Origin of the sequence: Streptomyces sp. NBC_01775 (assembly GCF_035917675.1) — a bacterium.
Classification (GTDB): domain Bacteria; phylum Actinomycetota; class Actinomycetes; order Streptomycetales; family Streptomycetaceae; genus Streptomyces.
Genome location: NZ_CP109104.1, coordinates 1,287,123 through 1,298,387, shown reverse-complemented (window position 1 = coordinate 1,298,387; position 11,265 = coordinate 1,287,123). Strand labels below are relative to the sequence as shown.

9 protein-coding genes are annotated in these 11,265 nt (G+C 70.4%); 7 read left to right on the top strand and 2 right to left on the bottom strand.

The annotated features are described in order from the left end of the window. Nucleotides 1-6: 6 nt before the first annotated feature. The 3 genes from hpnH to OHB04_RS06145 all read left to right on the top strand — a co-directional run bounded on the left by hpnH (nucleotide 7) and on the right by OHB04_RS06145 (nucleotide 4,458). Nucleotides 7-1,038 (top strand): adenosyl-hopene transferase HpnH, encoded by a 1,032-nt coding sequence (hpnH, locus tag OHB04_RS06155; protein WP_326686667.1) that lies wholly within the window; start codon nucleotides 7-9, stop codon nucleotides 1,036-1,038. A 67-nt stretch (nucleotides 1,039-1,105) separates the two neighbouring features. Then, entirely contained in the window at nucleotides 1,106-3,070 is a 1,965-nt protein-coding gene (dxs, locus tag OHB04_RS06150) for a 1-deoxy-D-xylulose-5-phosphate synthase (protein ID WP_326686666.1), read from the top strand. Next, nucleotides 3,067-4,458 (top strand): aspartate aminotransferase family protein, encoded by a 1,392-nt coding sequence (locus OHB04_RS06145; protein ID WP_326686665.1) that lies wholly within the window; start codon nucleotides 3,067-3,069, stop codon nucleotides 4,456-4,458. Before dxs ends, OHB04_RS06145 begins: the two co-directional genes overlap by 4 nt. Nucleotides 4,459-4,562: 104 nt before the next feature. On the opposite strand, the gene OHB04_RS06140 is transcribed toward OHB04_RS06145, so the two are convergent. After that, a complete protein-coding gene (locus tag OHB04_RS06140; protein ID WP_326806975.1) occupies nucleotides 4,563-5,357 on the bottom strand; it encodes a tyrosine-protein phosphatase in 795 nt (264 codons plus the stop codon). A 347-nt stretch (nucleotides 5,358-5,704) separates the two neighbouring features. After that, nucleotides 5,705-6,451 (bottom strand): IclR family transcriptional regulator, encoded by a 747-nt coding sequence (locus OHB04_RS06135; RefSeq protein WP_326692607.1) that lies wholly within the window; start codon nucleotides 6,449-6,451, stop codon nucleotides 5,705-5,707. Nucleotides 6,452-6,717: 266 nt separating this feature from the next. Here OHB04_RS06135 and solA point away from each other — a divergent pair, with 266 nt between their 5' ends. The 4 genes from solA to OHB04_RS06115 all read left to right on the top strand — a co-directional run bounded on the left by solA (nucleotide 6,718) and on the right by OHB04_RS06115 (nucleotide 11,261). Continuing rightward, nucleotides 6,718-7,851 carry an N-methyl-L-tryptophan oxidase gene (gene solA / locus OHB04_RS06130; protein ID WP_326806974.1) on the top strand — a complete coding sequence of 378 codons (1,134 nt, stop codon included), beginning with the start codon at nucleotides 6,718-6,720 and terminating at the stop codon, nucleotides 7,849-7,851. 5 nt (nucleotides 7,852-7,856) lie between these two features. Then, nucleotides 7,857-8,882, top strand: a complete 1,026-nt coding sequence (locus OHB04_RS06125; RefSeq protein ID WP_326686662.1) for a succinylglutamate desuccinylase/aspartoacylase family protein — start codon at nucleotides 7,857-7,859, stop codon at nucleotides 8,880-8,882. Between the two features lie 119 nt (nucleotides 8,883-9,001). Further along, complete coding sequence (locus OHB04_RS06120; RefSeq protein WP_326686661.1) at nucleotides 9,002-10,102, top strand: ABC transporter substrate-binding protein; 1,101 nt, start codon at nucleotides 9,002-9,004, stop codon at nucleotides 10,100-10,102. After that, nucleotides 10,095-11,261: an ABC transporter ATP-binding protein gene (locus OHB04_RS06115; protein WP_326686660.1), complete on the top strand. Its 1,167-nt coding sequence runs from the start codon at nucleotides 10,095-10,097 to the stop codon at nucleotides 11,259-11,261. The genes OHB04_RS06120 and OHB04_RS06115 overlap by 8 nt, the downstream gene beginning before the upstream one ends. Nucleotides 11,262-11,265: the final 4 nt, after the last annotated feature.

Genomic DNA, 11,265 nt, shown 5'->3' with positions numbered 1-11,265 from the left:
CCAGAAATGGCCATGCCGCTTCGACAGACCGTACGTATCGGCACCTATCTCTTTCAGCAGAAGCTCCGCAAGCGTGAGAAGTTCCCGCTGATCGTCGAGCTGGAGCCCCTCTTCGCCTGCAACCTGAAGTGCGAGGGCTGCGGAAAGATCCAACACCCTGCCGGGGTGCTCAAGCAGCGGATGCCGGTGGCACAGGCCGTCGGTGCCGTGCTGGAATCCGGTGCGCCCATGGTCTCCATCGCCGGCGGTGAGCCGCTGATGCACCCCCAGATCGGGGAGATCGTGCGGCAGCTCGTGGCCAAGCGCAAATATGTCTTCCTCTGCACCAATGCCATGCTGCTGCGCAAGAAGATGGACCAGTTCAAGCCCTCTCCATATTTTGCGTTCGCCGTGCATATCGACGGGCTGCGTGAGCGGCACGACGAATCCGTTGCCAAGGAAGGCGTCTTCGACGAGGCGGTGGAGGCGATGAAGGAGGCCAAGCGGCGCGGATTCCGCGTCACCACCAACTCCACCTTCTTCAACACCGATACGCCCCAGACCATCATCGAGGTGCTCAACTTCCTCAACGACGAGCTGAAGGTGGACGAGATGATGATCTCGCCCGCCTACGCCTATGAAAAGGCGCCCGACCAGGAGCACTTCCTGGGCGTCGAGCAGACCAGGGAGCTGTTCAAGAAGGCGTTCGCAGGCGGCAACCGGGCCCGCTGGCGGCTCAACCACAGCCCGCTCTTCCTCGACTTCCTGGAGGGCAAGGCGGACTTCGACTGCACGGCGTGGGCCATTCCCAACTACTCCCTCTTCGGCTGGCAGCGGCCCTGCTACCTGATGAGCGACGGTTATGTGCCCACCTACCGGGAGCTGATCGACGACACCGACTGGAGCAAGTACGGACGCGGCAAGGACCCGCGCTGTGCCAACTGCATGGCGCACTGCGGCTACGAGCCCACCGCCGTCCTGGCCACCATGGGCTCTCTCAAGGAGTCCCTGCGCGCGGCGCGGGAGACCGCGGGGGGCGGCAGCAAGGTGAGCGGGTAGTCCCACCGCTCACCGCTCACCGCCACGACCGGACCACCGGACCATTCGGAGAGCAGGGGGGCCGACCATGTCCTTGCTGGAGTCCATCAACGGGCCGCGCGATCTGGACGCGCTGTCAGAGGAAATTCTGGAGGAACTCGCCGAGGAGATCCGGCAGTTCCTGATCCACGCGGTGTCCCGCACCGGCGGCCATCTGGGCCCGAATCTGGGGGTGGTGGAGCTGACGATCGCCCTGCACCGGGTTTTCGAGTCGCCGGCCGATCGCATCCTGTGGGACACCGGGCACCAGTCCTACGTTCACAAGCTGCTGACGGGGCGGCGGGACTTCTCCAAGCTGCGGGCGAGGGGCGGGTTGTCGGGTTATCCCTCGCGTGCGGAGTCGGAGCACGATGTGATCGAGAACTCGCACGCTTCCACGGTGCTGGGCTGGGCGGACGGTCTGGCCAAGGCCAACGAGGTGCGCGGTGCCGGGGACCATGTGGTGGCGGTCATCGGTGACGGGGCGCTGACCGGTGGTATGGCCTGGGAGGCGTTGAACAACATCGCCGCGGCCAAGGACCGTCCGCTGGTGATCGTCGTCAACGACAACGAGCGCTCCTACTCGCCCACCATCGGCGGCCTCGCCAACCACCTGGCCACCTTGCGCACCACCAACGAGTACGAACGGGTGCTCGCCTGGGGCAAGGGCGTCCTCCAGCACACCCCGGTGGTGGGCAGGCCGCTGTACGACTCCCTGCACGGCGCCAAGAAGGGCTTCAAGGACGCCTTCGCGCCGCAGGGCATGTTCGAGGACCTCGGCCTGAAGTACGTCGGCCCCATCGACGGCCACGACATCGCCGCCGTCGAGTCGGCGCTGCGCAGGGCCAAACGGTTCGGCGGGCCCGTGCTGGTGCACTGCCTCACCGAGAAGGGCCGCGGCTACGAGCCCGCGCTCGCCGACGAGACCGACCACTTCCACACCGTCAACCGGATGGACCCCGCCAACGGCGAGCCCGTCGAGCAGTCGAAGGGGCGGTCGTGGACCTCGGTCTTCGGCGAGGAGATGGTGCACCTGGGGGCTGAGCGGCCCGACGTCGTCGGCGTCACTGCCGCCATGCTGCACCCGGTGGGCCTCGCCGGCTTCGCCGAGGCCTACCCCGACCGGGTCTTCGACGTCGGGATCGCCGAGCAGCACGCCACCACCTCGGCTGCCGGGATGGCCACCGGCGGGCTGCACCCCGTCGTCGCCGTCTATGCCACCTTCCTCGGCCGCGCCTTCGACCAGCTGCTCATGGACGTCGCGCTGCACCGCTGCGGCGTCACGTTCGTGCTGGACAGGGCGGGGGTCACCGGGCCCGACGGCGCCTCGCACCACGGCATGTGGGACCTGTCCATCCTCCAGGTCGTCCCGGGGCTGCGGCTGGCCGCTCCCAGGGACGCCGAGCGGCTGCGTGAGGAGCTGAGGGAAGCCGTGGCGGTGGACGACGCGCCGACGGTGCTGCGGCTGCCCAAGGCGAGCGTGGGCGAGCCCATCGAGGCGCTGCGCCGCGTAGGTGGCGTGGATGTGCTCAGGGAGGGCGACGGCGAGGATGTCCTGCTGGTCGCCGTGGGCGCGATGGTGCCCGCCTGTCTGGAGGCGGCGGCGCTGCTGGCGGAGCGGGGCATCGGCGCGACCGTCGTGGACCCGCGCTGGGTCAAGCCGGTCGACCCCGAGCTGGTGCCGATGGCCGAGCGGCACCGGGCCGTGGCCGTCGTCGAGGACAACGGGCGCACCGGCGGCGTCGGCTCCGCCGTCGCCGAGGCACTGCGGGACGCGGGTGCCGATGTGCCGCTGTGCTCCATAGGGCTGCCGCAGCGCTTCTTGCCGCACGCCAAGCGCGAGGAGCTGCTGGCCGAGCTGGGGCTGACCCCCGTCGAGATCGCGGCCCGCGCGGCGGAGGAGCTGACACGCGCCCAGGAGCGGGATCGGGCCAGGCGGGAGCGCTGGGAGGCGGAGACGGGCCGGGCCCGTACCGGCGTTCCTGCCCGTACGAGTGAAGGGAGCATGGCGTGACCGGCTTCGACCTGACGAAGCTGCTTGCCGAACGAGGCGGCGAGCGCTATGAGCTGCATACGCGGTATCTCAACCACCAACTGCCGCGGATGCTGCACACCATCGGCTTCGACCGGGTCTACGAGCGGGCCGAGGGCGCGTACTTCTACGACGACGAGGGCAAGGACTACCTCGACATGCTCGCCGGCTTCGGCGTCATGGGCCTGGGCCGTCACCACCCCGTCGTACGGCAGGCACTGCACGACGTGCTGGACGCGCAGCTCGCCGACCTGACCCGCTTCGACTGCCAGCCGCTGCCCGGACTGCTGGCCGAGCGGCTGCTGTCGTACGCGCCGGGACTGGAGCGCGTCTTCTTCGGCAACAGCGGCACCGAGGCCGTCGAGACCGCGCTGAAGTTCGCCCGCTACGCCACCGGCAGACCCCGCGTCCTGTACTGCGCCCACGCCTTCCACGGGCTGACCACCGGCTCGCTGTCCGTCAACGGCGAGGACGGCTTCCGCGACGGCTTCGCGCCGCTGCTGCCGGACACCCCCGTAGAGCTGGGCGACCTGGACGCGCTGAAGCGGGAGTTGAAGGCGGGCGATGTGGCCGCGCTGGTCGTGGAGCCCATCCAGGGCAAGGGCGTTCACGAGGCGCCGCCCGGCTATCTGGGCGCGGCGCGGGAGCTGCTGCACAAGCACGGGGCGCTGCTGATCGCCGACGAGGTGCAGACCGGGCTCGGCCGCACCGGCGACTTCTTCGCCTACCAGCACGATCTGGAGGGTCCGGACGCCGCCCCGGATCTGGTGTGCGTCGCCAAGTCGCTGTCGGGCGGCTATATCCCGGTCGGCGCGACGCTGGGCAAGGAATGGATCTTCAAGAAGGTCTACTCCTCGATGGACCGGGTGCTCGTCCACTCCGCCAGCTTCGGCTCCAACGCGCAGGCCATGGCCGCGGGCCTGGCCACGCTCGCCGTCATGGACGACGAGCGGATCACCGAGAACGCCCGCCGCACCGGCGATCTGCTGCGCACCCGGCTCGCGGCGCTCGTGGACAAGTACGAGCTGCTGCACGAGGTGCGTGGCCGGGGGCTGATGATCGGCATCGAGTTCGGCAAGCCCCGGTCGCTGGGGCTGCGGAGCCGCTGGGCGATGCTCCAGGCCGCACGCAAGGGCCTGTTCGCGCAGCTGGTGGTGGCCCCGCTGCTCCAGAAGCACCGGATCCTCACGCAAGTCTCGGGCGACCACCTGGAGGTCATCAAGCTGATCCCGCCGCTGGTGGTGGGCGAGGCCGAGGTCGAACGCTTCGTGGACGCCTTCACCCAGGTCATGGACGACGCACACAACGGCGGCGGCCTCATGTGGGACTTCGGCCGCACCCTCGTCAAGCAGGCGGTCGCCAACCGCTGAGCGGGCCGGGAGCGGGGAGCCGGTGCCGAGCCAAGAGCCGGTGCCGGGCCGGGAGCTGAGGGCAGGGGGCCGGGAGGGGCAGCCCTTCCGGCCCGCCCGTCAGGTCAGTCCTCCAGGAGCCGGGACTGGAGGCGGGCCCGGGTCTCCGCCGAGATCTTGAGCCCCTTGGCGAGGTAGGTGTCCACATCGCCCCAGGTCTCGTCGATGGTGGTGAACGCCGCGTGCAGGTAGGCGGCCCGCGCGTCGAAGAGCGGTGCCAGCAGCTCCATGACCTCGGGCGACATCCCGGCGCTGGACTTCTCGCTGCGGCGCACCCGGTACCGGCGGTGCGGGGAGTTCGACTCCAGATAGTCGGCCTCGATCGGGCCCCGCTCCACCCCCAGGGCCAGCAGCGTGATGGCTATCGAAAGACCTGCCCGGTCCTTGCCGGCGGCGCAGTGCATCAGCGCCGGCACGCTGTCCTCGGCCAGCGCGTGCAGGATCCGGCTGTGCTCGGCGGTGCGGGAGGAGATCATCGTGCGGTAGGAGCCGGTCATCCGCGCGGCGGCCAGCCCGTCGCCCAGGATCGCGCGGAGCTGGTCCAGCTCGCCGTCCCGCACCATCCGCCAGAACTCCACGCCCTCGGCCGGGTCCGTCAGCGGGATGTTGAGGTTCCGCACACCCGGCAGGGCGACGTCGGGGCCCTCCAGCGCCTGGTCGGCCTCGTTGCGGAAGTCGAAGACCGTGTGCAGGCCCAGGCCGCCGAGGAAGGCCGTGTCCTCGTCCGTCGCGTGCGCGAGGTGACCGCTGCGGAAGAGCACGCCCTGGCGCACCCGCCGCCCGTCCACGGTGGGCAGACCGCCCACGTCGCGGAAGTTGCGCACCCCGGTCAGCTGCGGTTCGGCGGACTGTTGGCTCACGAGCTCTCCTCGGTTCGGCGACGGCCGTCGTTTCGACCATACGGCACGGAATCTTCGCAGCTCCAGGGCCCGTCACCGTGGGCTGCGCGGGTGAGCGGCGAGCTGCTTCCGCCGGCCTCACCACCGGAAGAAGGCCTCGCGGGACAGGCCGCCGTGGCGCGCGGCGCCGGTCTTGTTGGCTGCGGTCTTGTTGCCGGTGGCGTCCGGACAGAGGCGGAGGGGCGGCAGCAGGTCGGTGCCGGGTCGGGACCGGGGAGGGCTTTCGCCCCCCGTCTTCCTGCGCGGCGCGGCGCCGCCGCGCCTTCGCGCCGCCGCGCCCTCGCGCCCGCGCCGACCCGGCCCAGCTGCTACGCGCCGTTGCGCCGTATCGCGATCTCCTGGGCCGTGTCGGCGATCAGATGCCCCAGCTCGGGCACCCGTTCCGCGTCGTACCGCGAATCGGGCATGGAGACGGCCACGGACGCGATCGGCGTGGCGTCCTCGTCCAGGATCGGCGCGGCCACGGCGCACACGTCCGGCCGGTACTGGTTCCTGTTGACCGAGTAGCCGTCGGCGCGCACCCGTTCCAGCTCGGCGCGCAGCACGTCGGCGTCGGTCGGGGTGGCCTCGCTGAACTGTTCCAGCCCGCGCTCGATGAGTTCCTCGACGTCCGCCTTCGGCAGGTGCGCCAGGATGGCGCGCCCGGTGGCGGTGGCGTGCAGCGGGGAAGTGTCGCCGATGCCGTAATACGTCCGTACCGCGTGGCTACAGTCCACCCGGTCCACGACCACCATGCCCTGCAACGCGTCCGGCACCGACAGGTGGATGGTCTCGTTCAGCGCGTCACGCAGCTTGATCATGGGATCCCTGGCCGCCGCGAGCAGGTTCGATCCCTGGAGCGCTGCCGGCCGGACGGCGAGCACGCGCGCGCCGATCTCCCAGCGCGTGGTGTCCTTCCGGTTCGCCCGCAGCCAGCCGGCCTCGCTGAGGGTCACCAGCGTGCGCTGCACCGTCGACTTGGGGAGTCCGAAGAGCTTCGTCAGTTCCCCCACTGTGACCGGCTGATGCTGTGCGACCGCCTCCAGTATCAGCAGCGACCTGGTCACGCTCTTCATTTCCATCTGATTTCCCCCGTTAAGTCTGCGGATTCCTTGCGTGACATCCCTTGACTCCCCTCTGCGCCACTGCCATTCTCGTGCCAGATTCTAGCACAGCGTTCCACAATGTGGCACACGCTTCACCGAAGAAGCGCCCTGAAGCCCTCTCACCTCTCTCCGGCCAGTCCGAGTCGGCAGCCTCTGGCCGCCATGACATCCGGAACCACACAGCCGCCTGCCGGACGCCCAGCATCCACCCACCCGGAGACGAAAGGACCCCTCTCGTGTCTGCCAGCAAGCGCGTCGCCGTCGTCGGTGTCGGAACGATGGGCAGCCAGGCCGCCTGGCGCCTGGCCGCCCGCGGAGTCGAGGTCGTCGGCTACGACCGCTACGCCCCGGGCCACGACCGCGGTGCGGCCGGTGGCGAGACCCGCATCTTCCGCAGCGCCCACTTCGAGGATTCGCGGTACGTGCCGCTGCTCAAGCACGCCGACGCCCTGTGGGAGCAGCTCCAGCAGGAGACCGGCCGCGAACTGCGCCGCCTGACCGGCTGCCTGCTGATGGGTCCGGCCGATCACCACCAGATGGCCACGGTCCTCCAGTCCATCGCCGAACACGGCCTCGACCACGAGGTGCTCGACGCCGCGTCGCTCGCCGAGCGCTTGCCGCAGTTCCGGATCGAGGACGCCGACTCGGCCGTGCTCGACCGCCGTGCCGGCTTCATCCGCCCCGAGCTGACGATCCAGACCGCCGCCCGCCGCGCCGAGCAGCTGGGCGCGCGCATCCACCGCTACGCCACGGTCCGCGAGATCGTCCCCGTCGCGAACGGCGTCGAGATCCACACCGACTCCGGCAGCGAGTGCTTCGACACGGCCGTCGTCACCGTCGGCCCCTGGGTGAACGACCTGCTGCCCGACCTGCCGTGGGAGGTGGACATCCGCCGGCTGATCAGCGCCTGGTACGTGCCCACCACGGACGCCTGGTCCGGCGAGGACCGCCCGGCGTTCATCCGTACCGCCCCCACCCACTGCTACGGCCTGCCCTCGCCGGACGGCGTCTCCGTCAAGCTCGGTCTGTCCCGCGCCCTGCACCGCCCGGCCGGTGACCCGAACCAGCTGGACCGGACGGTGCAGCCGGAGGAGCTGGAGGCCTTCACCGACCTCATCGGCCGCTACATGCCTGACCTGAACCCCGACCCGGTCCGCCTCTCCGCCTACATGGAGGGCTACACGGAAAGCAGCCGCCCGCTGGTCGGCCCGCTGCCCGGGGCCGACAACGTGGTGCTGCTCGCCGGGTTCTCCGGCCACGGCTTCAAGCTCTCGCCCGCCTTCGGCGACATCGCGGCCGACCTCGCGCTGGACGGTGCCTCGCCGCAGCCCATCGACTTCCTCTCCACCCTCGACCGAGCGGAGGCCTGACGGCCATGACCGGCACCCTTTCCGTCGGCTCCCTGAGCGCCGAGCCCGGCGGCAAGACCCGCGGCAGCGTCCCGGCGGACCTCGGCACCCTGACCGTGGACATCCCGCTGACCCTGGTCAACGGCGCCCGTCCGGGTCCTCGCGTCGTCATCACCGCCGGTGTGCACGGCGGTGAGTTCACCGGGATCGACGCCGCAGCCCGGCTCGCGGCCCGGCTGGAGCCCGGCGACGTACGTGGCCAGGTCATCGTCTGCCCGGTCGCCAACCCCCCGGTCGTGTACCAGGGACGGGTCGACGCCTCCCCTCTCGACGGGGTGAACATCAACCGGGTCTTCCCCGGTGACCCGGACGGCCGTCCCACCGAGCGGCTGGCCGCCTGGCTCTTCGCCCACCTCGTCGACGGCGCCGACGCCTACGTCGACCTCCACTCCGGCGGCATCGACGAAACCCTGCGCGACTTCGTCGGGTACCGCCTGACCGGGGATGCGGGCCTCGACGCGAAAGCCGCCGACATGGCCCGGTCCCTCGGCATCGAGGACGTCGTCCTCGGGCTGAACGCCGACGGCGGCAACAGCCACGCGGCTGCCGCCCGCCGCGGCATCCCGGCCGTCCTCGTCGAGTCCGGCCAACTGGGCGAGCGCGACGAGGACGCGGCCCGCCGCCTCGTCGACGGACTTCATTCGCTGCTGCGCCGGCTCGGGGTCCTCGACCCACGCGACACGCCGGACGAGCCCGCTCCCGCTCACGCCTGGGTCTGGGCGGGAGCGGTCGCCGCCGAGGCCACCGGCCTGTGGTACCCGGAATTCACCGCCGGGGACGACGTGACGGCGAGCCAGGTCATCGGCCACATCATCGACCCGGTCGACGGCCAGGAGCACAAGGTTCGCACCCCGGTCACCGGACGGGTCTTCTACGGGATGCACGCCCTCACGGTTGCCCCCGGCGCCGAGCTGGCCGCCATCGCGGCGTCCGCATCCGAGCACTCCGGCAACAGTGACCCCGGCGAAACCGCGGACCGAGCCCCTGCCTGAATCGCGGACCGAGGCCCCGAGTCCCCGCAAACCACCCCAAGACCAGAACGAGTCGCCTGGCCCCACAGAACTCACCCCCGACGCTCCCCCTCACGCACCGCACCCCCAGGAGGCACTCGGTGAGAGATGTCCGGATAGACCGCAGGGGATTCCTGCGCGGAGTCGGCGGCGTCGCCGCAGGCGTCGCCGCCACGTCGCTCACCGCGTGCGGCACCGGCACCAGCCGGTCCGGCGCCGGCGGCGGCAAGAGCTCCAAGAAGCTCGTCGTCCGCGACAGCGGCGGCGCCTACGGCGAGGCCAACAAGAAGGCCATCTATGAGCCGTTCACCAAAGAAACCGGCATCCAGATCGATGTGGTGAACATCCAGTACGCGCAGATGCTCGCCCAAATCCAGCAGGGCCGCCCGCAGTTCGAGGTCATCGACGACTCCATGGCCGACTTCCTGCGTTTCCAGAAGGCGGACGCGACCGAAGCCCTGGACTACGACCGGCTGAAGAACTTCAAGAAGGCCGGCATCGCCAAGTCCCTGGTCACCTCCAACGCGGTCGGCAAGAACTACTGGGCCAGCGTCATGGCGTTCCGCACCGACGTCTGGGGCGGGAAGAAACCCTCCTCCTGGGCCGACTTCTGGGACACCAAGGCGTTCCCCGGCGACCGCGCCCTCCAGGCTCTGGACGCCGACCTGCCCGAACTGGAGTTCGCCCTCCTGGCTGACGGCGTACCAATGGACAAGCTGTACCCCCTCGACGTGGACCGCGCCTTCAAGTCCCTGTCCGACATCAAGGGATCCGTGCGGAAGTTCTGGGACACCGGCGCCCTGCCCGGCGTACTCCTCGGCCGCAAGGAGGTCGACGCCTCCAGCGTCTGGCACGGCCGTCTGGATGCCCTGATCAAAGGCGGCTCGCCGCTCGCCTACCAGTGGAAAGGCGCCCGCCGGCAGAGCAACGCCTTCGGCATCCCCAAGGGGGCCGACAACCTCGACGCCGCCTACAAGCTCATCGACTTCGCACTGCGGCCCGAGGTACAGGCCCAGTACGCCGAGCTCTACCCGATGGGCCCGTCGGTGCCCGCCGCCTACAAGAAGCTCTCCTCGGCCACCGCCTCGAACATGAGCAGTTCCCCCGAGCACCTGAAGACCGGCTTCGACCTGGATGTGGAGTGGTGGCACAAGCACCAGGACGCCGTGGCCAAGCGCTGGCAGGAGTGGACGCATGACTGAGCTGAACGTGATGCCCGAACCGTCGCTCGCCGACCCGTCCGGGTCGACCGGCACCGGGAAGCCCCTGTCCATGACGCGGCTTCGCAAGACCTACAGCGGTGTCACCGCCGTCGACGACGTCTCCATGGAGATCGCGGCGGGCGAGTTCGTCACCTTCCTGGGGGCCTCCGGCTCCGGCAAGACCACCACCTTGATGATGGTCGCCGGATTCTGCGAGCCCGACTCCGGCAGCATCGTCGTCGGCGGCCGTGACGTGACCCGCCTGGCCCCGCAAAAGCGCGGCCTGGGCTTCGTCTTCCAGCAGTACCTGCTCTTCCCGCACATGACGGTCTGGGAGAACGTCGCCTTCCCACTGCAACTGCGCGGCCTGCCGAAGGCGGAGCTGCGCCGCCGGGCCGGCGAGACGCTGGAGATGGCCGGGCTGTCCGCCATGGCCCGCCGCCGCCCGCGCGAGCTGTCCGGCGGCCAGCAGCAGCGCGTCGCCCTGTGCCGGGCCCTGGTCTACCGGCCCCCGGTGATCCTCATGGACGAACCGCTCGGTGCCCTCGACAAGAAGCTGCGTGACCAGCTCCAGACCGAGATCAAACGCATCCAGCGGGAACTCGGACTGACCGTCGTCTATGTGACGCACGACCAGGAAGAGGCCCTGGTCCTCTCCGACCGCGTCGCGGTCATGCGGGACGGGCGGATCGACCAGTTCGACACCCCGCAGGAGCTCTTCGAGCGCCCGCGCACCCCGTTCGTCGCCGACTTCCTCGGCGCCGCCAACTTCCTCCCGGGCCGCCTGGAGGAGCGGCCCGACGCAGGTGCGCACACTCTCGTACGCCTCGACACGGGCGGTCTGCTCACAGCCCGCCCGCAGGCCGTCCCGGACGGCGCGCGGGTACGCGCGGCGGTCCAGCCCGGCCGGCTCGCCCTGAGCCCTCCCCACGACGGGTTCTGTACGGGGACCGTCGAGACGGTCACCTACGTGGGCACCCTCGTCCGGGCCACCGTCCGCCCCGTCGGCGCGGACGCCGGCCTCGTACGGCTGGAACTGCACGCCGGACGCGCCCCCGCCGTCGGCGAACGCGTCGGCCTCACCGCGGACCCCGCGAACGTCAGCGTGTTTCCCGAGGTGCTCCCCGACGTCCTCCCCGGCGCGGAACACGGAGGGTGAGAAC